General features: G+C 70.6%; 16 protein-coding genes. 6 read left to right on the top strand and 10 right to left on the bottom strand.

Going from position 1 to position 21,769, the window contains the following annotated elements; translation table 11 throughout:
- Positions 1-117 precede the first annotated feature (117 nt).
- The 7 genes from ACQXVK_RS03295 to ACQXVK_RS03265 form a co-directional block, all read right to left on the bottom strand.
- Positions 118-1,737, bottom strand: coding sequence for an O-antigen polymerase (locus tag ACQXVK_RS03295; RefSeq protein ID WP_430852679.1), 1,620 nt, complete (start codon positions 1,735-1,737; stop codon positions 118-120).
- Positions 1,738-1,740: 3 nt separating this feature from the next.
- Positions 1,741-2,859: a glycosyltransferase gene (locus tag ACQXVK_RS03290; RefSeq protein ID WP_430852678.1), complete on the bottom strand. Its 1,119-nt coding sequence runs from the start codon at positions 2,857-2,859 to the stop codon at positions 1,741-1,743.
- Positions 2,860-2,898: 39 nt separating this feature from the next.
- Complete coding sequence (locus tag ACQXVK_RS03285) at positions 2,899-4,161, bottom strand: glycosyltransferase (protein ID WP_430852676.1); 1,263 nt, start codon at positions 4,159-4,161, stop codon at positions 2,899-2,901.
- Positions 4,158-4,799 carry a sugar transferase gene (locus ACQXVK_RS03280; protein ID WP_430852674.1) on the bottom strand — a complete coding sequence of 214 codons (642 nt, stop codon included), beginning with the start codon at positions 4,797-4,799 and terminating at the stop codon, positions 4,158-4,160. The genes ACQXVK_RS03285 and ACQXVK_RS03280 overlap by 4 nt, the downstream gene beginning before the upstream one ends.
- Before the next feature lie 42 nt (positions 4,800-4,841).
- The gene (locus tag ACQXVK_RS03275; protein ID WP_402265308.1) at positions 4,842-6,209 is read right to left on the bottom strand and encodes a polysaccharide biosynthesis tyrosine autokinase; all 1,368 of its coding nucleotides are present in this window, start codon (positions 6,207-6,209) and stop codon (positions 4,842-4,844) included.
- Between the two features lie 109 nt (positions 6,210-6,318).
- On the bottom strand, positions 6,319-6,753 hold the full coding sequence (locus tag ACQXVK_RS03270; protein WP_416394090.1) for a DUF3060 domain-containing protein: 435 nt from the start codon (positions 6,751-6,753) through the stop codon (positions 6,319-6,321).
- A gap of 88 nt (positions 6,754-6,841) precedes the next feature.
- Positions 6,842-9,559 (bottom strand): Ig-like domain-containing protein, encoded by a 2,718-nt coding sequence (locus ACQXVK_RS03265; protein WP_430852672.1) that lies wholly within the window; start codon positions 9,557-9,559, stop codon positions 6,842-6,844.
- A 285-nt stretch (positions 9,560-9,844) separates the two neighbouring features.
- On the opposite strand from ACQXVK_RS03265, the gene dnaK reads away from it, so the two are divergent.
- The 4 genes from dnaK to ACQXVK_RS03245 all read left to right on the top strand — a co-directional run bounded on the left by dnaK (position 9,845) and on the right by ACQXVK_RS03245 (position 13,941).
- Positions 9,845-11,710 (top strand): molecular chaperone DnaK, encoded by a 1,866-nt coding sequence (gene dnaK, locus ACQXVK_RS03260; protein WP_022906161.1) that lies wholly within the window; start codon positions 9,845-9,847, stop codon positions 11,708-11,710.
- Positions 11,711-12,370 (top strand): nucleotide exchange factor GrpE, encoded by a 660-nt coding sequence (locus tag ACQXVK_RS03255; protein ID WP_022906160.1) that lies wholly within the window; start codon positions 11,711-11,713, stop codon positions 12,368-12,370.
- A gap of 23 nt (positions 12,371-12,393) precedes the next feature.
- Positions 12,394-13,404, top strand: a complete 1,011-nt coding sequence (locus ACQXVK_RS03250; RefSeq protein WP_402265298.1) for a DnaJ C-terminal domain-containing protein — start codon at positions 12,394-12,396, stop codon at positions 13,402-13,404.
- Positions 13,405-13,530: 126 nt separating this feature from the next.
- Positions 13,531-13,941: a heat shock protein transcriptional repressor HspR gene (locus tag ACQXVK_RS03245; RefSeq protein ID WP_031261684.1), complete on the top strand. Its 411-nt coding sequence runs from the start codon at positions 13,531-13,533 to the stop codon at positions 13,939-13,941.
- Positions 13,942-14,010: 69 nt separating this feature from the next.
- Here the strand turns inward: ACQXVK_RS03245 and ACQXVK_RS03240 are convergent, their stop codons facing one another.
- Positions 14,011-15,927 (bottom strand): hypothetical protein, encoded by a 1,917-nt coding sequence (locus ACQXVK_RS03240; protein WP_430852670.1) that lies wholly within the window; start codon positions 15,925-15,927, stop codon positions 14,011-14,013.
- Positions 15,928-16,034: 107 nt separating this feature from the next.
- On the opposite strand from ACQXVK_RS03240, the gene ACQXVK_RS03235 reads away from it, so the two are divergent.
- A complete protein-coding gene (locus ACQXVK_RS03235; protein WP_430852669.1) occupies positions 16,035-17,177 on the top strand; it encodes a class I SAM-dependent methyltransferase in 1,143 nt (380 codons plus the stop codon).
- Between the two features lie 107 nt (positions 17,178-17,284).
- Here the strand turns inward: ACQXVK_RS03235 and ACQXVK_RS03230 are convergent, their stop codons facing one another.
- Both ACQXVK_RS03230 and ACQXVK_RS03225 read right to left on the bottom strand, forming a co-directional pair.
- A complete protein-coding gene (locus ACQXVK_RS03230) occupies positions 17,285-18,115 on the bottom strand; it encodes an aldo/keto reductase (protein WP_022906155.1) in 831 nt (276 codons plus the stop codon).
- An 83-nt stretch (positions 18,116-18,198) separates the two neighbouring features.
- A complete protein-coding gene (locus ACQXVK_RS03225) occupies positions 18,199-18,597 on the bottom strand; it encodes a hypothetical protein (protein ID WP_022906154.1) in 399 nt (132 codons plus the stop codon).
- 217 nt (positions 18,598-18,814) lie between these two features.
- On the opposite strand from ACQXVK_RS03225, the gene ACQXVK_RS03220 reads away from it, so the two are divergent.
- Entirely contained in the window at positions 18,815-21,592 is a 2,778-nt protein-coding gene (locus ACQXVK_RS03220) for a glycoside hydrolase family 2 protein (RefSeq protein ID WP_430852667.1), read from the top strand.
- Positions 21,593-21,769: the final 177 nt, after the last annotated feature.

Below are 21,769 nucleotides of genomic sequence, written 5' to 3'. Positions count from 1 at the left end.
GTTCTCCCGGCCCTCTGGCCGACCAGGGATGCGACACCCGACGGAAGGCCCGGAGCGTCCGACGGGTGGCCGGGCAGAGCGCGCGGCGAGTTCGTGATCGACCCTGACCCGGCCGACCTACCTGGCGACGCGGAGGCCGCTGCCGACCGGATGCGCACTGTGGCGACCAGTGGACCGTGCGCGGGAGTGTCGCGCGGTCCGCCCCGCGAGACGGTACGCCGCTCGAACCGAGCCGGCACCGGCCCGGGCGGCGTCGAACCGGTGGGCGGCGCGCAGGACCCGGTCCGCCCCGACGGCGACACGTCGCGCCCGCGAGGCCGCGGAGGCCGGCGCTCCGGACCGCTCCGTTCGCGTCGTGCTCCCCGGGGCTTCGGGCTCCCATCCCGTCCGCGGGCAGATCGCGAGGATGATCGTGCCGAACAGCAACCCGTGTGACAACATCGCGGTGAAGACGGACGTGTTGGAGAGCATGATGCTCGGCATCACGAGCGCCATGGCAGCCACGCGCATGGGAAGCCCGTGGGCGGCCCGGTCGACGACGCGCAGCCACACCCAGAGGGCGAACGCCGCGATCCCGATGCCGAGCCAGCCGAAGTTCGCGAAGCCGTCGGCGAAGAGGTTCGCGTTCGCGTACCCGGTCGATCCGGGGACGAGGTAGTCGGCGATGCGCTTCGGCGGCGCGAGGTCGTACGGGTAGTCGAACCAGGTGTCGAGGAACGAGTAGGCGTACATCGCCACCGGGTTCTGACTGAAGTAGTCGACGTACACCGACGAGAGCAGTCCCGGGGCGAGCATGAACCGCCGGGTGAAGACCGACGTCCAGGTGATGCCACCCTGTGCCTCGTCGGCCAGGGCCGAGACGACCATGATCGCGAGCGGGGCGACGAGGAACGGTGCGGACCCCTTGGTCGACCGTCCGCGGAACAGCAGGGCCATGCCGAGCACCGCGACGAAGGAGAACAGCACGGCCTTGAAGCCCGTGCTCGAGTACAGCAGGAACTGTCCGACCAGCGCCAGGACGATCAGGGACGGACGTCGACGGAAGATGCCACGGGCGAGCAGCAGCGGGTTCACCACGTAGGCCTGACCGGTCAGCAGGTACCCGAGCGTGCCGCCGGAGCCGACGTCGGCCGTGTAGTCGGCGCGGACGTCGTAGATGTCGTCGAGGGCGAGGAACCGGACGTGGATCCCGACGGTCGCCGCCATGATCCCGTAGGTCAACAGCGAGTAGACGGCGCACACCGTCCAGGTCAGCGTGCTGCGCCGGATCGCGAGCGAACCGAGCCGGAGGACGTCCGACGGTGTCGACCGCCCGACGGTGGCGGACCGCGGGATGCCCGCCGCGACGAGGACGAACGCGGTGCCCACGGCGGCTGAGAGCAGGAGTGCCGTCCCTGCGGAGAGGTAGCCGGCGGAGACGCCCATGAGCATCGTCGGGGCGACGCACACGACGAAGAGGGCCCACAGCACGACGTGTGAGGGACGGGTGATCCGCACCGGCAGCGCCAGCGCGACCGCGCTCGTCAGCAGGACCGCCGCCAGCATGACCATCGGCGACGCCCCGACGTAGGTGTAGCCGAGGTAGCTGAACAACGGCGCCACCAGGACCGCGGAGATCCAGTTCATGGTCGCTGCGAGCGCGGCGACCGCACCCACGACGAAGACCACGCGTCGGAGCACCACGATCGTCCCGGGGGCGGTGCGACGGGACCGCTTCGATGCCTGCACGGGGTCCACGGGTCAGGCCTTGCCGGTCGTCGCGAGCAGCTCGTCGTACACCGCGGTCAGCCGGTCGGCTTCCCGTGCCCACGAGAACCGCGCCGCCGCGGCCTTGGCCTCGGCGCCGTGCGCGGCGAGGAGCTCCGGGTCCTCGGCGTACCGACGGACGGCGGCGGCGATCGCGCCGGGGTCGTCGGCCGGCACGAACGTCACGCACCCGACGCCGTCGAGCAGCCGGCGCCAGAGCGGCACGTCGGTGGCGATGACGGCGAGGCCGGCGGCGAGGTACTCGAAGAGCTTGGTGGGGAAGATCTGGTCGGTCACGGGGGTCCGTCGGAACGGCACGACCCCGATCCGCGCGTCGAGGAGCAGGTCCCGCGCCTCCATCGGCCCGACCATGCCGAGGTGTCGCACGCGGCCGGTCGCCTCGGCGCCGCGGAGCACGGAGGTGTCGGTCGCGGCGTCGATCAAACCGACCATCTCGACGCGCCAGTCCGCGGGGAACGCATCGTGCACCGCGGCCGCGCTGATCACGTCGATGCCCCGGTCACGGCTCAGCACGCCGACGTGCGCAACGATCGGTGCGCGGTCGGCGAGGGGGCGCTGCGCCGAGTCCTCGGCGCGCTCGAGCGGGAAGTTGTGGATCGCGACGGTGCGGTCCGCCGGGAACCGACGTCCGGTCCACTCGGTCGCGGCAACGACGCGGTTCGCGGTCCCGGCGACCCGGAGGAGCACGTGCGAGAGCGCCGCGAACACGGCACGCTGTCGGTGCGACAGGTAGTCCTTGCCCCAGACCTGGTCGGGGAGGTCCTCGTGCGCGTCGTAGACGACGGTACGGCCGGCGAGGCGGAGCACCGGGATCGTCCAGATGAGCTCGGGGTCGTGCAGGTGCACCACTCGCGCTCCGGAGCGCAGCGCGAGTCGCAGCGCCTGCACGGTCGACAGGACCATGCGTCGGACCCGACGTCGGCGGGGGATGCACACGACGTCGACCCCGGTCCGCGGCGCACGCAGGTCGCTCTCGACGGCGATCAGTTGCACGCGTCGTCCGGCGGCGACACCCGCGGCGGCCTCGCGCAGGTGGACGCGGTTGTCGACCCACGGGTGGGCGGAGGAGACGTGGACGATGTCGTAGCGCATGGGCGGATCCGTTCGGGTCTGCGGCGAGGAGATGCTGGGTCAGGGGCGGTCGGTGACGGAGTCGAGGGCTCCGGCGTAGGTGCGGGCGAGGCGTGCGTAGTCGTGCTCGCGGAGCACGTGGTCGCGGCCCCGAGCGCCCATCGCGTCACGTTCCGCGGCGGGCATGGCGGCGAGCGCGAGCATGCCGTCGGCCATCGCGTCGACGTCGTCGGCGGCGACGTGCACGCCGCACCCGGACGCCTCGACCGACTCGAGCGGGACCGGGGCACCGACCAGCAGCGGCCGGCCGAGCAGCATGTACTCGTACTGCTTGTTCATCGAGACGCCGTGGCGGTAGAGCGGCAGGTCGTGCATGTTGACGACGAGGCAGTCGGCCTGCCGGCCGATCCGGCGGGCGTCCCCCTGGGAGACGCGGCCGTCCCACGAGATCGAGGCGGCGGACGGGAGGCGCGACGCGCGTTCCCGAAGCGCCGTCACGTCGGCGCCGTCCCCGACCAGGCGGAGGGCGAGCGGCCCGGTCCCGCGTGCCGCGGCGGTCGTCGCGGCACGGTCGAATGCGTCGATGACGGTCTCGAGCGCGTTCGCCGGACCCATCGAGCCGATGTACGTGACCGTGAACGGGCCGCCGGTGCCGCGCGGTGCCACCGCATCGGACTGCTCGCCCGGGAGCTCCTCGACCGCGACGCCGTTCGGCACCCAGGTGAAGTCACCGGTGTACCCGCGGTCGGCGTAGTAGCGCCCGACCCCGCCGAGCGGCGAGACGATGTGGTCGCTCCGTCGGACGATGCTCCGCTCGAGCAGGCGGAGCGCACGGATCACCGGGTGCCGCTCGGTCATGCCGGCGAGGCCCAGCGCGGACTCGGGCCACAGGTCGCGGGGCTCGAAGACGAACGGGACCCCGTGCCGCTTCGCCAGGCGGGCGGCCGCCCAGGCGGCGAGCGGGTGGAACGACCCGCCGACGATCACGTCCGGCCGGGGGAGTCCGGAGAGCGTCCCGGGGGCGAGCAGCAGGAGCGTGAACAGGAGGATGTCCGCGGCGCGACGGATCGTCCGCCGGATGCCCGCGCCGCGGTAGTCGACGCCGCGGAGCCAGAGGAACTCGTGTCCGGCGCCGGACCAGCGCTGCCGGAGACGGGAGCCGCGGAGGTGCGAGCGGCCGGTGGGGTGGTCGGTCCCGGCGGCGATGACGACGCTGTGCCAGCCCAGCCCGGCGAGGTGCTCGGCGAGGGACTGGTGCCGGGTCGCACGGCCGTCCCGCAGGTGGTGGTGGGCGTAGTGGTTGACGACCCAGACCGTCCTCATGCCGTCGACCCCGTCATCCGGTCCGTGCCGGTGAAGACGTCGGAGCTGGCGTGGCCGGGGGCGGTGATGCCCTCGCGGCGCAGGACGACGACCACGGTGCGCAGGAGGATCCGGAGGTCCAGGCCGAGGCTGATCGAGTCGACGTACTCGACGTCCGACCGGAGCCGCTCGGGCCACGGCAGCTCGTTCCGTCCGCGGACCTGCGCCAGCCCGGTGAGGCCGGGGAGGACGTCGTGCCGACGCGCTTCCTCGGCGGTGTAGAGGTCGAGGTAGCGGCAGAGGCTCGGCCGGGGGCCGACGAACGACATGTCGCCGCGCAGGATGTTCCAGAGGCTCGGCAGCTCGTCGAGGCTCGTCGAACGGAGGAGCCGGCCGAACCGGGTGAGCCGCTGTTCGTCGGTCGTGATGCCCTTGGCCTCGTCGACCTCGAGCATGCTCCGGAACTTCAGGATCGTGAAGGTGTAGCCGTGCAGGCCCGGTCGCTCCTGCCGGAAGATCACGGGGCGGCCGAGCCGGATCGCGACGAGTGCCGCGACGACCAGCATGACCGGTCCGGCGATGACGAGTCCGAGGACGGCGCCGCAGACGTCGAGGATCCGCTTCGTGCGCATCAAGCGCGTACGACGGTCGTGGTTCATGGTCGTGGCTCCTGTCGGGTTGTCGGGTTGTCGGGTGGCGTGTCAGGCGGACGGGGTGGTGACGGTTGCGTACTCCGAGCGGTAGTAGCCGCCCTGACGTCGCGCGTGCTTGGTCTTGGTGAGGACGACGCCGCTGGCCTGTCGTCCGACTCGTTCGAGCGCCTCGGTCGCGAGTCGCACCTCGGTGCGCTTCGTCTGACCGGCTGCGCTGACGAGGAGGGTCGTCGACACGAGCGCGCTGAGGATCGAGGCGTCCGTGACGGCGAGGACCGGCGGGGTGTCCAGGAGAACCACGTCGAACCGGTCGGTGAGGACGTCGAGGACGCGTTCCATCGCCTCGGACCCGAGGAGCTCGCTGGGGTTCGGCGGGATGGTGCCGGCCGGCAGCACGTGCAGTCCGTCCTCGCCCCACTCCTGCAGGACGTCCTCGAGCTCGGCGCGACCGACGAGCAGGTCGGAGAGGCCGGCAGCACCCTCGACGCCCATGACGTTGGCGAGGTTCGGACGCCGCAGGTCCGCGTCGACGACGGCCACGCGGAGGCCGCCCTGGCTCATCGCGACCGCGAGGTTCGCCGTGGTCGTGGTCTTGCCCTCGGAGGGGCGGGCGCTCGTGACGACGAGTGTCCGAGGTCCGTCGGACCGCAGGAACTGGACGTTCGTGCGGAGTGCCCGGAAGGCCTCGCTGCGAGCGCTCCCGGCGTTGTCGCGGACGATGAGTGGATGCGCGGCGGCGTCGCTGTCGAAGGCGATGTCTCCGAGGAGCGGCAGGCCGACCTCCTCGAGGTCGTCGGCGGTCCGGACCCGGGTGTCGAGCCCGCTCCGCAGGAGGGCGAGCGCTGCACCGACGGCGAGGCCGGCGGCGAAGCCGAGCACGATGTTCGCCGCGGTCTTCGGCCCCACCGGGGAGCTCGGCGTGGTCGCCGGCGTGATCTCCTCGAGTCGCACCGACGGGGTCTTCGCGGAGATCTCGGGTTCGATCTGGCTGACGACCGACGCGAGGGTCGAGCCGATCGCCTCGGTGGTGCGGGCGGCGTCTTCGGCGTCCGTGTCCGTGACGGCGATCGAGATGATCACCGTGCCGGTCCCGACGCTCGCCGTGACCCGCTGCCCGAGTTCGGCAGGGGTGGTCTTCAGGTGGAGCTCGTCGATGACCTGCGTGAGCACCCGCGGGGACGAGGCGAGCTGCACGTACGACTTGATCTTCTGCTGGGCTGCCGTCGAACCCTGAGCGATCTCGCCGGCGGTCGACGCGTCCTGGCCGGCGACCGACACGTAGTACGAGGTCGACGCGCGGTAGGTCGGAGTCGTGGTGGCGCTGCTCAGGGCCGCGACTGCGACGCCGAGGACGGCGCACGTGGCGAGGATCCACCAGCTGCGGAGCAGGGCTCGGGCGATCATCAAGGCGTTCATGGCGGTCCTTCGTTCGGGCTGACGTACTCAGTGTAATACATCACATGAGCAATGACAATGACGAAGGGCCCCGCACGTGCGAGGCCCTTCGATGCCGGTGATCGGTGGATCAGCCGGCCGGCTTGATGGCGTTCCCCTTGCCCTGGTCATCGACCTTCGGCGCGGTGCCGTGGTACGTGATGGTGTTCTCGTTGCCGAGGACGGTCAGGGACTTGACGCCGGTCACGTCGACCGTGTTCTTCTGCCCCTCGACGGTCAGGGTCGGCACCGTCCCGAGCGTGATGGTGCGCCCCGACGAGATGATGCTGGCGCCGGCGCAGTCGCCGAACGTGGCGGGCTTGGCGTCCTTGCTGTCGTCGAAGATCTGCAGGGATCCGTCGATGCAGTCGTTGTACTGCGTCTCGGCGACCTTCGTGGATGCCGAGGCGGTAGCGGTGGGCTTCTGGTCCCCGCCGGACGAGTTCGCGGTGCAGGCGCTGAGGCCGACGGCGGCGACGAGCGCGAGGGAGGCGGCGGCGAGCGTGCGGATTGCGGTCGAGTTCATGATCTGGTCCTTCGGGTGGTGCTGCGGGCGTGCGCGACGGCGCCGCGGGACGGGGGTCCCGCGGCGCCGTCGCCGTGGTGGGGTTCGGTCAGCGGGTGCTGGCCGTGATGGTGAACGGAGCCGAGACGCTCTGCTTGCCGTCCTTGGTGAGGACGATCTTGAAGGCGTACGAGGTGGCGCCGGCGCCGACCGTGCGGTCGAAGGCGAAGCGGCCCTGCGCCGACACGGTGCCGCTCGCGAGCGGGGCGTCGCCGACGTTGCCCACGGTGAACACCTGGAAGGTCGCGTCCGGGGTGGCCGTGCCGGTGAAGGTGTTCACGCGACCCGGGGTCACCGTCGTGTTGTCGATGGTGACGTCCGCGGTGCGGGCCTGCAGGGTCACGGTGTCGCCGATCATCGTCTTGCCGAGGTGCGTCTGCTCGATGCGGAAGTCGAGCTTGGTGCTCGTCGCACCGACGATCCGCTTGAACGAGTACTTGCCGTCCGCGCCGACCACGAGGTCGGTGACGCCCGAGAGCTCGTTGTTCGAGGTGTTCAGGACGCGGATCGTCGCGCCGGGGGTGACGGTCCCGGTGAACGTGTTCCAGATGCCGGCGTTCACGTACTCGTTGTCGACGGTCGGGGCCTGGAAGGTGGCGGCGTCGATGGTGAACAGGTCACTCGTCGTGGTCTGGCCGTTGAGGGTCTGACGGATCTTGAACTTGAAGTTCGCAGCCCCCATCGAGACGACTCGCTTGAACTCCCACTTGCCGTCCTGGCCGACGCGGAACGTGCTCTCGATGCTCGGGTCGAGCACCGTGTCGGACATGTTCAGCACCGTGTAGCTCGCGCCGGGCTCACCGGTGCCCTCGAAGGTGTTCTGGCGACCGGGGAAGACCTCGGTCGTGTCGACCGTCACCGGGGTGAGCGAGGCGGCGTTCACGGTGTAGAGCGGCGAGGTGAACGTTGCCCCGTCCGCCGTCGTGACCTCGAGCTTGAACTTGAAGTTCGGAGCGCCCAGCGACACCACTCGGTCGAAGGTCCAGTTGCCCTGGCCGTCGATGTCGAACGTGCCCGGGACGATCTGGGTGCCCGACATGTTCAGGACGCGGTAGGACGCACCGGCGGGGCCGGTACCGGTGAACGTGTTGTTCACGCCCGGACGCACCGAGCGGGTCGTGTTCGTGACCGTGTAACCGGCGTTCGCGCGGATGCTGAACAGCTGCGACGTACGGGTCTCACCGTTCAGCGTCTGCTCGAGCTTGAAGTCGAACTTGGATGCGCCGGTGGAGACCGCACGACGGAACGTCCAGTTGCCGTCCGCGTCGATGGTGAAGGTGCCCGGGACGATCTGGCTGCCCGAGGCGTTCAGCACCCGGTAGGTCGCGTTCGGCGTCGCGGTGCCGGAGAAGACGTTCTCGACACCCGCGGTCACGGTCGCCGGACGGCTGACGGTGACGGGAGCGAACGCGTCGACCGTGGCGTCGATCGTGAACGGACCGTCGGTACGCGTGGCGTCACCGAGCGTCTGGCGGACGCGGAAGGAGAACTCGGTGCTGTTCGCGGCCGGGGTGTGCTGGAACGAGAACGAACCGTCCTCGGCCACGCGCACGCCGCCGACGATGACGGACCCGTTGCCGTCGAGGATGTCGACGGTCGCGCCGGCGGTCGCCGTACCGGCGAACGTGGTGCGCTGCCCCGGCGTGTACTCGTCGGTGGTGATGGACGGGGCGCGGAGCGCCGACTCGCCGGGGTTCACAACCACCGTCGAGGTGGTGGTGTTCGCACCCTTCGACATCTGCTTCGCCTCGAGCGTGTGCTCACCGTCGGTCAGGGTCGCGGTACCGGACCAGGTGCCGTTCGCCCGGACGCTCGCGGAGACGACCGGGGTGCGGCCCTGGTTGTCGAACACCTGGACCGCCGACCCGGGCTCGCCCTGGCCCGTGATCGCGGTGGACCCGGCGGGGACGTGCTCGTGGTCCTCCGGACCGGTGATCGCCACGGCCTTGCCGTAGTCGAGGCTGATGTCCTTTGAACCGCCGTCCTTGCCGTCGATCGTCTGCGTGACGGTGAGGGCGAGGGCGCCACCCTTGTTCGGGGCATCCACGTCGAACGAGTACGTGCCGTCCTCGGCCGCGGTCGTCGTGTCGAGCGTCGTCGCGCCCTTCTTCAGGGTGACCGTCGCTGCCGGCTCGGCGGTACCCGATACGGTCGCCTTCTTCGCGATGTCCGTGTCGAACGACCCCTGCGCGGTCAGCTGGTCCCAACCTACGATCACTGAAGGAAGGTCGTCCCAGCGGGTGTTACCGATTGATCCGAGAAGGCCGCGGACCCCCACGTTGCGCACTGATCCGTCGTAGAGCTGGTTCTCTGCACTGATCGCAATAGTGTCCGAACCGATCTGATTCCAGTTGTGTGTGACGAAGGAACCGTTCTCGAAGCGAAACCTTGAGCGCAGTGAGTCGCAGGTCGTTTCGCGGAGCATCGGGATGTTGGAGGGCCAGATGAAAGAAAGGCACTTGCCCGTTGTAGGTGAACGGAAGAGAAATGCGCCCGCGTCCGACGTCGACAGAATGTCGTACGCTGTCGCGCTCTGCTTTGCCGCCTGTGCAGTCGTGTAGGTCTTCCACATTGCCATGACTTCGTCATTTTGCGGACTCGCGATGATCGCGGACGTGCCGGAGACGAACTTCATGGTGCCGAGCACCTGGTTGGTCTCCGCGGCGGACGCGGAAGCCGCACCGAACGACAGACCGGAGACGATCGTCGCGACGGCGAGCGCACCGGCGCCCAGGCCCTTCGCGAGACGCTTCTTCTTGGATGACATGGTTGGTGATCCCTTTCGAGGGGGTCGGGCCGCGTGCTCTCGCTCGGACGATCGGGCCGTCGGCGGCTCGCGGTGGGATGTTCGCGGGAGACCCCGCTGCCGTACCAGAATATCAAACCTAACGCTGAAATACAACATCTGCGATCGCTACCGACTTGAGCCGACTCATGGCAAGTTCCGAGGCTGTCATCTTGACGTCCAGGTGCACCGGAGTAAGGTTGAGTCCATCGGACGCAAGTCCAACGACTTCAGCACCACGAGTACCAACAGAAGGAGCACCCACACATGGGACGTGCAGTAGGCATCGACCTCGGAACCACCAACTCGGTCGTCAGCGTGCTCGAGGGCGGTGAGCCCACGGTCATCGCGAATGCCGAAGGCATGCGCACCACGCCGTCGATCGTCGCCTTCACCAAGGATGGCGAGGTGCTCGTCGGCGAGACCGCCAAGCGCCAGGCCGTCACGAACGTCGACCGCACCATCGCCAGCGTCAAGCGCCACATCGGCACCGACTGGACGACGGACATCGACGGCAAGAAGTACACGCCGCAGGAGATCTCGGCCCGCATCCTCGGCAAGCTCAAGCGCGACGCCGAGCAGTACCTCGGTGAGGACGTGACCGACGCGGTGATCACCGTGCCGGCGTACTTCAACGACGCCGAGCGCCAGGCCACCAAGGACGCCGGTGAGATCGCCGGCCTCAACGTCCTCCGCATCATCAACGAGCCGACTGCCGCCGCGCTGGCGTACGGCCTCGACAAGGGCAAGGAAGACGAGCTCATCCTGGTCTTCGACCTCGGTGGCGGCACGTTCGACGTCTCCCTGCTCGAGGTGGGCAAGGACGACGACTTCTCCACGATCCAGGTCCGCGCGACCTCGGGTGACAACCGCCTCGGTGGCGACGACTGGGACCAGCGCATCGTCGACTACCTCGTCAAGAAGTTCAAGGACGAGCACGGCGTCGACCTGTCGACCGACAAGATCGCCAAGCAGCGCCTCAAGGAAGCCGCCGAGCAGGCGAAGAAGGAGCTCTCGTCGCAGATGTCGGCGAGCATCCAGCTCCCGTACCTGACGCTGACGGCCGACGGTCCGCTCAACCTCGACGAGACCATCTCGCGCGCCCAGTTCGAGCAGATGACCTCCGACCTGCTCGACCGCACGAAGAAGCCGTTCAACGACGTCATCAAGGAAGCCGGTGTCTCGGTCAACGACATCGCGCACGTGGTGCTCGTCGGTGGCTCGACCCGCATGCCCGCCGTGGCCGAGGTCGTCAAGTCGCTCACCGGCGGCAAGTCCCCGAACCAGGGCGTCAACCCGGACGAGGTCGTGGCCGTCGGCGCCGCGCTGCAGGCCGGTGTCCTGAAGGGCGAGCGCAAGGACGTCCTCCTCATCGACGTCACGCCGCTGTCGCTCGGCATCGAGACCAAGGGCGGCCTGATGACGAAGCTCATCGACCGCAACACCGCGATCCCGACCAAGCGGAGCGAGACCTTCACTACCGCGGACGACAACCAGCCGTCGGTCGCGATCCAGGTCTTCCAGGGCGAGCGCGAGTTCACCCGTGACAACAAGCCGCTCGGCACCTTCGAGCTGACCGGCATCGCCCCGGCTCCCCGCGGCGTCCCGCAGGTCGAGGTCACCTTCGACATCGACGCCAACGGCATCGTGCACGTGTCCGCGAAGGACAAGGGCACCGGCAAGGAGCAGTCGATGGTCATCTCCGGCGGCTCGTCGCTGCCGAAGGAGGACATCGAGCGCATGGTCCGCGAAGCCGAGGAGCACGCGGCCGAGGACAAGGCCCGCCGCGAGGCCAACGAGCGTCGCAACCAGGCCGAGCAGCTCGTCTACTCGATCGAGAAGCTCATCAAGGAGAACGACGAGAAGCTCCCCGCGGACGTCAAGTCCGAGGTCCAGGCCGACGTCGACGCCCTGAAGTCGGCACTCGCCGGCGAGGACGACGAGGCTGTCAAGACCGCCTTCGACAAGCTCAACGAGTCGCAGGGCAAGCTCGGCCAGGCGATCTACTCCCAGCAGGACGCAGCAGCCGGTGCCGCCGGTGGCGAGCAGCCCGCTGGCGAGCAGCCGGCCGACGACGAGGACATCGTCGACGCCGAGGTCGTGGACGACGAGGACGACAAGGACAAGAAGTAGATGACGGACCCCAAGGACAACGTGCCGAACGAGGACGAACCCCAGGTCGAGGGCGACGCCACCAACGCGGCCGAGCCCGAGGACCTCATCGAGGCGGAGGGGCCCGACGTCGAACTCCCGACGGACGGCCCCGCCGCCGGCGGCCCGGCCGCCGACGCCGAGAACGACCTCTCGCCGGAGGACGAAGCGCTCCTCGCCGACGCCGCGCGCGGCATCGCCGAGGACAAGCTCAGCCCCGAGGACCGCGACCTGGTGGCCGAGATGCGTGCGGACATGCTCCGTGCGCAGGCCGAGCTGGTGAACTTCCGGAAGCGCGTCGAGCGCGACCGCGAGGCCAACCGCGAGGTCGCCATCGCCGAGGTCGTCCGGGCACTGCTGCCGGCGCTCGACGACCTCACCCGCGCCGAGGCGCACGGTGACCTCGCCGAGGGCCCCATGCAGGTCATCGGACAGAAGATCCGCGGCGGCTTCGAGAAGTTCAAGCTCGTGCAGATCGGCGAGAAGGGCGAGTCCTTCGACCCGAACATCCACGAGGCGATCGTGCAGCTCCCGACACCCGGTGCCACCGGCCAGACCGTGGCGGACGTCGTCGAGCCGGGCTACAAGCTCGGCGAGCGGGTCCTCCGTGCGGCCAAGGTCGCGGTGGCGGTCCCGGCCTGAGCGCGGGGAGGAGGTAGGGATTCATGGCCAGTCAGGACTGGTTCGACAAGGACTTCTACAAGGTCCTCGGCGTCGACAAGACGGCGAGCGACGCTGAGCTGAAGAAGACCTACCGGAAGCTCGCGCGGCAGTACCACCCGGACTCCAACCCGGGCGACGCCGCCGCCGAGAACCGCTTCAAGGAGATCAGCGAGGCCTACTCGGTCCTCTCCGACAAGGAGCAGCGCCAGGAGTACGACCAGGTCCGCGCCATGGGTTCGGGTGCCCGCTTCACCGCGGGTGGCCCGGGCCAGGGCGGGGGCTTCGAGGACGTCTTCGGCGGCATGTTCGGCCAGGGCGGCGGCGGGCAACGCGTCCGCTTCGGCCAGGGCGGAGCCGGCGGCTTCGAAGACATCCTCGGCGGCATGTTTGGAGCAGGCACAGCCGGCGGTGGCGGTGGCTTCGGCCAGTCCAGCGGCGGCTACCGGGGCTTCGGTGGGCCGACGAAGGGTCGCGACGTCACGGCGACGACGACCCTCGACTTCACCACCGCGATCGCGGGCGACACCGTCAAGCTCTCGCAGGGCAACGGCCGTCCGGTGAACGTCCGCATCCCGGCGGGCGTCGCGGACGGGCAGAAGATCCGACTGCGCGGGCGCGGGGAACCGTCGCCCGACGGCGGCGAGGCGGGCGACCTGGTGGTCACCGTCACGGTCCGCAAGCACCCGGTCTTCGAGCGTGACGGGCAGCACCTCCGGCTGGACGTCCCCGTGACGTTCGTCGAGGCGGCCCTCGGCGCGACGATCGAGGTCCCGACGCTCGGCGGTTCCACCGTCAAGCTCCGGGTCGCACCGGGCACCCCGTCTGGTCGCGTCCTGCGCGTCAAGGGTCGCGGCGTCACGACCAAGAACGGCACGGGCGACCTGCTCGCGACGGTCCAGGTCGCGGTGCCGTCCCACCTGTCGGACAAGCAGCGCGAGGCCGTCGAGGCCCTCGCCGACGTCTTGCCCGACGAGAACCCGCGCGAGGACCTCCTCGCCAAGGCGCGCGACTAGCGTCACGCAACAACAGCGATGAACCCGGCCTGGAGGCTCGGCGCGGCTTCCTGACGGACGCTCGCCGAGCCTCCAGGCTGGTTTCCACCACCACGCGGACGACGGAAGGAACACGCCATGACCGACATGGACGAGAACTCGCCCGTCTTCGCGATCGCGATGGCGGCCGAGCTCGCCGAGATGCACCCGCAGACGCTGCGGCAGTACGACCGGCTCGGTCTGGTCGTCCCCGGGCGGACCCGGGGCGGGTCCCGCAGGTACTCGATGCGGGACATCGCCCAGCTCCGCGAGATCGCACAGCTCGGGTCCGAGGGTGTCTCGCTCGAGGGCATCCGTCGAGTGCTCGAGCTCGAGAACGAGAACCGGGCGTTGCGATCACGGATCTCCGAGCTCGAGACGGCGCTCGCCGACCAGCTCATCAACCGACCGGGTGCGCGCGTGTTCGCGGCCTCGGCCACCGGCGGAGCCGTGCCGCTCCGCGCCGGGGTGCGGCCGCAGCGGAACACGCAGATCGTGCTGTGGCGGCCTCCGCGCTGACGACCGGACGACAGCGGGCTCCGGGACGTGATGTCCCGGAGCCCGCTGTCGTGTCAGGCCGTCAGCGGGTCACCGCGTCGCGGCGGGCAGGTCGTAGAGCCGCGTCGTGTAGGTCGAGCCGTCGACGGTCACCCGCAGCTTGAAGCCGAAGCGGAGCGACCCGGCGGACACCGTCCGGTCGAACGACCACGAGCCGTCGTCACCGATGGTGTGGCGACCGGGGACGATGACCGTGCCGGAGGCGTTGAGCACCTCGTAGGTCGCGCCGGCGGGGCCGGTGCCCTCGAACGTGTTCACGAAGCCGGGGAGGACCGCGTCCGTCGTCACGACGACCGGGGCGACCCCCTGGTTCGCGTCGATCGAGAACAGCTCCGAGGTCTCGGTCTGCCCGTCCTTCGTCTGCTCGATCGCGAACTGGAACGACGTGGCGCCGGTCGACACGACGCGTTCGAACTCCCACGTGCCGTCGTCGGCGACGGTCAGCGTGCCCGGGACGATCTGGGTGCCGGAGACGTTGAGCACCCGGTAGGTCGCACCCGGCTCGGCGGTGCCGCGGAACGTGTTCGAGAGTCCGGGGGTCACCGTTCGGGGCGACGTGAGCACGACCGGCGCGAGGCTGCCGTTCGAGCCGGGGTTGATCGTCACCTGGGCGGTGGTCGTGTTCGCGCCGCGCGAGGACTGCACGACGCGGAGCACGTGCTCGGCCCGGTCGAGATCGTCGGTCGTGAGCGTCCAGCGACCGTCCGGCGCGACGACGTCGGTGCTGCGACCCACGATGCGGTCGGCGCCGCCGGTGACGTCGTGCACCTCGATCGTCGACCCGGGCTCGCCCGTGCCGGACATGTCGACCGGACCGCCCGTGTGCGCGGCACCGTCGGCGGGGGTCTCCACGGCGACGCCCGCGCCGTAGTCGACGTCGCGCGTCACCGCGTGCTCCGAGTCGACCAGGCCGGCGAGCGACTGGGTCGCCGTGACGGCGTACGTGCCGGCCGCGTTCGGTGCCGGGATGGTCGTCGACCAGCGTCCGGTGGTGGCGTTCGCCGTGACCGGGGCGCCGAGCGCGGTGCCGGCGGCGTCCCGCAGCTGGACGGTCGCGCCCGGGTGGGCGGTACCGGCGGCCTGGACGGGGGTGTCGCGGATCGGGGAGAACGTCGTCGTGAAGGTCAGTTCGTCGGCGGCCAGCACGGCGGTGAGGGTGGTCGACCCGGTGCGGTCGGGCCCGACGTACTGCTCGAGGCGGATCGTGTTCGTGCCGAACGCCAGGCCGGTGACGACCGCGGTCCACCGTCCGTCGGTGCCGATGGACACCGCGTTCGCGCCGTCGACGAGGACCTGCGCGTTCGGGGTGCCGCGGCCGCTGAGGAACGCGGTGCGGGCCAGGGTGTCGATGCGGTCGATCCGGGCGTCGAAGGCCGGCAGGAAGTCCGCCACGTTCGGCAGCCGGTCGGCGATCTCCTTGACCTGGAGTCGCATCACGGGGTCGTTGTTGTAGAGCCCGAGGAAGCCGCCGTTGCGCTCCGAACGGAGACCGGTGCCGATCGGGTTGTTCGACCCCTGGTTGCTCGCGAGCGAGAACCGCTGCTCGACGGCGCCGTCCACGCAGGACTCGAGCGTGACGCGGGAGTTGATGCCGGCCGTCGCGGTCGCGGCGCTGAGGCACAGGTCGGGCGCGGACACCGGGCGGACCGGGCCGACGGTGCCGGGCGCCGGCAGGTACCAGTCGACGGCGCGGTCGAGGGCTCCGGCGAGCGTCGCCGCACGGTTCGCGGCGATCTCCTGACCGGCGGCGCCGGGGAGCGGTGCGGCGAACGCCGGCGCACCCTGGAAGGACGACGTCTCGGTGACGAGGGGGCCGACGACCTGGTCGCCGTCGGCCTGGGTCGTCGCGGCGGACGCCGAGGTCGCGCCGCCGGCGGCGATGGCTGCGGTGACGCAGACGCCGACCGCGATCCAGCGCGCGCGGGCGGTGGGGACAGTGAGTTGCATGAGGCTCCTTCGGAGTCGAACAGGACCTCAGCAACATATCGATGTGGAACACCGTATGTGAAAGTCTTGGCAACGCTTGGCAACAGCCGGACCGGTACGCTGGCGCCGTGCCACCCGACTTCGCCGACCTCTTCCGCCGCCGTCACGACGACGCGCCGGACCTCATCGCGATCGACGGCACCGACCGGTTCATCCTCGACGAGGCGCCGCACGTGCACGGCGACGCGCTCCGGCAGCCGGGCGAGGTCGCGGTGGTCGACGACCGGTACGGCGTGCTGACGCTCGGTGCGATCACCCTGCACGGCGCCTCGGACGTCCGGGTCGTGCAGGACTCCCTGGTCGGCGTGCGCGCGCTCGAGGCCAACGCCGGGACCTTCGGTCGGCGGGGCTTCCACCACCCGGGCTCGCTCGAGCAGGCGTTCCGGGACGTGCGACTCGTCCTGCTCCGGCTGTCGAAGTCGAACGACCGGCTCGACGAACTCGCCCGTGCCGTCGCCAGGTTCGCCGCGCCCGACGTCGTGCTGCTGTGCGGCGGGGTGTCGAAGCACATGAACCTCTCGCAGAACGACGTCCTGCGCCGGTACTTCGGCGAGGTCACGGCGTCCCGGGGCCGGGGCAAGTCGCGGCTGCTCATCGCGCAGGACCCGCTCCGCGCACAGGCGACACGGGCGGACGCGACGAACCCCTGGCCGCGGTCCGTGCACGTCGACGACCTCGGCATGACCCTCGTCGCACACGGTGGCGTGTTCGCCGGGACCTCGCTCGACCAGGGCACGCGGGTGCTGCTCGACGCGATGGACGGCGCCGTGCCCACCGCCCGCACGGCGGTCGACCTCGGGTGCGGCAACGGCGTGATCGCCACCGCGCTCGCCCGGCGTCGTCCGGGCATCCGGGTGGTCGCCACGGACGTCTCGAAGATCGCGGTGGCGTCGACGATCGCCACGGCCAGGGCCAACGGCGTGACGGACCGGGTCGAGGTGGTCCGGTCGGACGCCGGCGACGAACTCGCCGAGGGGTCCGCGCAGCTCGTCCTCTGCAACCCGCCCTTCCACGAGGACACCACCGTGTCCACCGACGCGGCCGAGGCGATGTTCCGGAACGCGGCCACGATCCTCCAGTCCGGCGGTGAACTGTGGTGCGTCTGGAACTCGCACCTGCGCTACCGGCCGGTCCTGGAGCGGCTCGTCGGGACGACCAGGCAGGTCGTCCGCACGCCGAAGTTCACGGTCACCGCGTCCCGTCGCGCCTGACGCCTCGCGCCTGACGCATCGCGCCGGACGCATCGCGCGGGACGCGGACACCGGACACGAGAGCGGGGGCGGTCGCTCGCGCGACCGCCCCCGCTCTCGTTGCCCGCCTACGCCGGGATGTAGTCGAACGTGTCCGGGTCCGGACCCGTGCGGTGGCCCTTGTCGAGCGACGAGATCGCGGTCATGTCGTCGTCCGAGAGCTCGAAGTCGAAGATCGCGAAGTTCTCCTCGACCCGGGCGCGCGTGACCGACTTCGGGAAGACGATGTCGCCGCGCTGGATGTGCCAGCGCAGGACGACCTGCGCCGGGGTCTTCTCGATGTTGCCCGCGATGCGCGTGATGGTCTCGTCGTCGAGGACGAGGCCCTGCGCGATCGGCGACCAGGCCTCGGTCGCGATGCCGTGCTCGCGGTCGTAGGCGCGGAGCTCGTCCTGCGTGAGGTACGGGTGCACCTCGATCTGGTTCACGGCCGGGGTGATCGTGGTCTCGGCCGCGAGGCGGTTGAGGTGGTGGGCCTGGAAGTTGCTCACGCCGATCGAGCGGGCGGTGCCGCCGCGGTAGAGCTCCTCCATCGCCTTCCACGTCGGCACGAAGTCCGACTTGGTGGGCAGCGGCCAGTGGATGAGGAAGAGGTCGGTGTAGCCGCCGAGCAGCTCGGCCGACTTCTTCCCGTTCTCCAGCGCCGCCTCGGGGTCGTGGAAGCCGTTGTTGAGCTTCGACGTGACGAAGATCTCCTCACGGGGGATGCCGGACGCCTCGATGGCCTCGCCGACCTCCTTCTCGTTGCCGTACATCTCGGCGGTGTCGATGTGGCGGTAGCCGACCTCGAGCGCTGCGAGCGTGGCGTCCTTCGTCTCCGACGGGTCGATCTGGAAGACCCCGAAGCCGAGCTGCGGGATGGTCTTGCCGTCGTTCAGGGTGATGTTCGGAACGGTCATGGTCCGAGTCAACCAAAGCGCGCCCAGCCCGCATTCCGGGAACGTTCAGGCCGGGCGCGCCGTCGCCCGTCCGACGTACCCCGCTAGGCCAGTGCGGCCGTGATGTACGCCTGCAGCGCGAGCCCGTAGGCCTCGGCGGCGTCGTCCGAGGTGAACGAACGATCAGCACCGTCGATCGTCGCGACCACCGTGAAGCCGGCCGACAGCGACACGAACGCCGGCCCGAGCAGCTCGCGCAGCTGGTCCTCGCGCGGGAGCCAGAGCGACTCGGCGGCGTCCACGGAGTCGAGTGCCCACTCGGTCGTGCCGTTGAACCCGAGCACCGTGCCGGACGGGTAGTCGTGCCGCTCCACGGTCATCTCGGACACCGTGTAGACGTCGTCGTCCACGCCCGGCTTGTCGATCACGAACCGGTCGCCCGTCGTCGGGTGCCACCGGAGTCCGGCGTCACGCAGGGCGGTGGCGAGTGCAACACTGATCACGCTCCCCAGCCTGCCACTCGCGGTCCTGCAAGGTCGCCGTACTAGCATCGCCGGGCACCCCCACGCGCGATCGCACCAGCGTCCGCGCGCGCGACGCGACGACGCCCGGCCGACCGGTGCAGCGCCTCCAGGCCGAGACCCCGGCCCCGGGGCGGGCCGCCGGCCGGCGCCCCGACCGTGGCGGACACCGACCCCTCCGCCGAAGAGAAGGACCCGCATGACCCTCGAACGCGAGGAACTCCGCGACGACTGGACCGTCACCCTGGCCGAGGGCCCCGGTGCGCCGGACGGCGTCGCGGGCCGCGTCATCCCGGCGACCGTGCCGGGGCAGGTCCACACCGACCTCGAGCGCGCGGGTCTGCTGGCGGACCCGACGTTCGACCGCGACGAGGACGCGGGGAAGTGGGTGGGACGAGCGGACTGGTCGTACCAGCGCACCGTCGACGTCGACCCGCGCGGCTTCGAACGGGTCGACCTCGTGTGCGACGGACTCGACACCGTGGCCGAGCTCAGCCTCGACGGCGTCGTGGTCGGGACCACCCGGAACATGCACCGGCGGTACCGCTTCGACGCGCGCGACGCCACCGGCGGTGTCGGCCGCGGCAGCAAGACGCTCGAGATCCTGTTCGAGTCGCCCTACCGCGAGGCCGGACGCGTCGCCGCGAAGGCCGGCAGCATGCCCGGTCCGTACGACGAGCCGTTCCCGTACATCCGCAAGATGGCGTCGAACTTCGGCTGGGACTGGGGACTGACGGCGGTGACGAGCGGTCCGTGGCGACCGGTCGCGATCGAGCGGTGGTCCACGGCGAGGCTCCGGGACGTCCGGCCGCTCGTCGACGTCGAGGCGGGGGAGGGCGTGCTCGACGCGCACATCACCGTCGAGCGCTCGGGACTCAACGACCTCGACCAGGACGGCGAGGACGACGACCTCGTGCTCGTCGTCACCGTGAGCGGCGGGACGGCCGACGGCGGGACCACGCGGCAGCGCTCCCGCGCCCAGCTGACGCCGAAGGACGACGAGACGGTCGTCACCGTGCGCGTGCCCGAGGTCCAGCGGTGGTGGCCGCGCGGCTACGGCGCACAGGAGCTCTACGACGTCGTGGTCGAGCTGCAGACGGTCGACGGCGAGGTCCTCGACCGTTCGACCTTCCGCACCGGCTTCCGCTCGACGCGCATCGACACGACGTCGGACCGCGTCGGGAAGCCGTTCAACGTGCACGTCAACGGCACCCTCGTCGACGTCCGGGGCGTGAACTGGATCCCGGACGACGTGATCGTCTCGCGGGTCACCCGGGACCGCGTCGAGGGGCGGTTGCGCGCCGCCGCCGACCTCAACGTCAACCTCGTGCGCGTCTGGGGTGGCGGCGTTTACGAGTCGCGCGACTTCTACGAGGTCTGCGACGAGCTCGGACTGCTCGTCTGGCAGGACTTCCCGTTCGCGTGCTCGGCCTACCCCGAGGGCGAGCCGATCCGCAGCGAGGTCATCGCCGAGGCCCGGGACAACGTCGCCCGGCTCTCGCGGCACCCGTCCCTCGTGCTCTGGAACGGGAACAACGAGAACATCTGGCTGCACGAGGTCGACGGCTGGGCCGCCGAGCTCGGGGACCGCGGCTGGGGCCTGGACTACTACCTCGACCTGCTGCCGACCATCGTCGACGCGGTCGACCCGTCCCGCTTCTACACGGTCGCGTCGCCGTGGTCGGGCTCCGAGTCGCTCTTCGCGAACGACGTCGACCACGAGACGCACCACTCGTGGGAGGTCTGGAACCGCCTGCCGGACACCGCCTACCGCGAGTCGGTGCCGCGTTTCGTGTCCGAGTTCGGCTGGCAGGCACCGCCCGCCTGGCGGACGCTCCGCGACGCCGTGCGGGACGCGCCGCTCGCCGTCGACTCGCCCGGCGTCGTCCACCACCAGAAGGCGGCGGACGGCATGGGCAAGCTCGAGCGGGGGCTCGCACCCCGGTTCGGTTCCGTCGCCCCGGCCGAGTTCGACCGGTGGCACTACCTGACGCAGCTCCAGCAGGCACGCGCGATCGCGACGGGCGTGGAGCACTGGCGGACGCACTGGCCCCGGAACACGGGTGTCGTCGTGTGGCAGCTGAACGACCTGTGGCCGGTCTCGTCGTGGTCGGCGATCGACTCGGCCGGGCGGCTGAAGCCGCTCGCGCACGAGCTGCGGCGGCTCTACGACGACGTGCTGCTCACGATCCGTCCGGCCTCGTCGGTCGCGGCTGCGGTCGGTGACGGCGTCGGGTCCGACGTCGGGTCCGGTGTCGGCTCCGGTGTCGGCTCTGGCCAGGCGGTCGGGTCCGGCGTCGGGTCCGGCCAGGCGGGTGGGTCCGGTTCGATGGACGGGTCGGAGCAGCCGGGAGGCGCGGATCGCGGCGCCTCGTCGGCCGCCGTCGGGGAGACGGCTGATCTGGGCGACCTGGCGGACACGCTCTCCCTCGGGGTGTCGCCAGGGGCGTTCGGCAGTTCGCCGATCGAGATCGCGGTCCGTTCGACCCGGTCCGGTCACGACAGCGTCGTCCGGGTCCGGCGCATCACCCTGGCGGGCACCGTCCTCGCCGAGGTCTCGCTGCCCGTCCACCTGTCCGCCGCCGGGGTCGCCGTCGTGGCGCTGCCGGAGTCGGTCGGTGTCGTGGACGACCCGACGAACGAACTCGTCGTCGCCGACATGGACTGGCGACGTGCGGTCTGGACGCCGGCACCCGACAAGGAGATGCGCTGGGAGCCCGCCCGCTACCGCACGGCGTTCACCCCCGCGGCGGACGGCGACGGGCTCGACCTCGTCGTCGAGGCGGAGGGGCTCGTCCGCGACCTGCTCTTCCAGCCGGACCGGGTCGCTGCCGGCGGCACCGTCGACCGGGGCTTCATGACGCTGTTGCCCGGGGAGCGCGTCGCGTACCGCCTGCGGGGTTTGACCGAGGCGGACGTCCCGGCGCTCTCGGCAGCGCCGGTGGCCTGGACCCTCGACGCGGTGCTCGCACGCTGACGGACTGACCGCGTCCCTGCCTGCCGTCTGTCTGTCCGCCGGTACGCCTGCCTTCCTTCCTGCCTGTGCGAACGGTGTTCGTTCCGGGGCCCGCCTGGGCTTCCTGACCGGTGCGAGTTACGATGGGTGCACGACGGACTTCCGCCGCACGCGTCGACGGTGACTCGGAGACGGCGA

Origin of the sequence: Curtobacterium sp. AB451 (assembly GCF_050585845.1) — a bacterium.
Taxonomy (GTDB): Bacteria; Actinomycetota; Actinomycetes; order Actinomycetales; family Microbacteriaceae; genus Curtobacterium.
Note: the sequence above shows the minus strand (reverse complement) of the source record. Positions and strands in the feature narration are given on the sequence as shown.

Excerpts from the sequence above, each read along its gene's own strand:
- ACQXVK_RS03265 (WP_430852672.1), bottom strand. The coding sequence starts at position 9,559 with ATGTCATCCAAGAAGAAGCGTCTCGCGAAGGGCCTGGGCGCCGGTGCG.
- ACQXVK_RS03230 (WP_022906155.1), bottom strand. The coding sequence starts at position 18,115 with ATGACCGTTCCGAACATCACCCTGAACGACGGCAAGACCATCCCGCAG.
- ACQXVK_RS03220 (WP_430852667.1), top strand. The coding sequence starts at position 18,815 with ATGACCCTCGAACGCGAGGAACTCCGCGACGACTGGACCGTCACCCTG.
- ACQXVK_RS03290 (WP_430852678.1), bottom strand. The coding sequence starts at position 2,859 with ATGCGCTACGACATCGTCCACGTCTCCTCCGCCCACCCGTGGGTCGAC.
- ACQXVK_RS03245 (WP_031261684.1), top strand. The coding sequence starts at position 13,531 with ATGGACGAGAACTCGCCCGTCTTCGCGATCGCGATGGCGGCCGAGCTC.
- ACQXVK_RS03280 (WP_430852674.1), bottom strand. The coding sequence starts at position 4,799 with ATGAACCACGACCGTCGTACGCGCTTGATGCGCACGAAGCGGATCCTC.
- ACQXVK_RS03250 (WP_402265298.1), top strand. The coding sequence starts at position 12,394 with ATGGCCAGTCAGGACTGGTTCGACAAGGACTTCTACAAGGTCCTCGGC.
- ACQXVK_RS03270 (WP_416394090.1), bottom strand. The coding sequence starts at position 6,753 with ATGAACTCGACCGCAATCCGCACGCTCGCCGCCGCCTCCCTCGCGCTC.
- dnaK (WP_022906161.1), top strand. The coding sequence starts at position 9,845 with ATGGGACGTGCAGTAGGCATCGACCTCGGAACCACCAACTCGGTCGTC.
- ACQXVK_RS03285 (WP_430852676.1), bottom strand. The coding sequence starts at position 4,161 with ATGAGGACGGTCTGGGTCGTCAACCACTACGCCCACCACCACCTGCGG.
- ACQXVK_RS03275 (WP_402265308.1), bottom strand. The coding sequence starts at position 6,209 with ATGAACGCCTTGATGATCGCCCGAGCCCTGCTCCGCAGCTGGTGGATC.
- ACQXVK_RS03255 (WP_022906160.1), top strand. The coding sequence starts at position 11,711 with ATGACGGACCCCAAGGACAACGTGCCGAACGAGGACGAACCCCAGGTC.
- ACQXVK_RS03240 (WP_430852670.1), bottom strand. The coding sequence starts at position 15,927 with ATGCAACTCACTGTCCCCACCGCCCGCGCGCGCTGGATCGCGGTCGGC.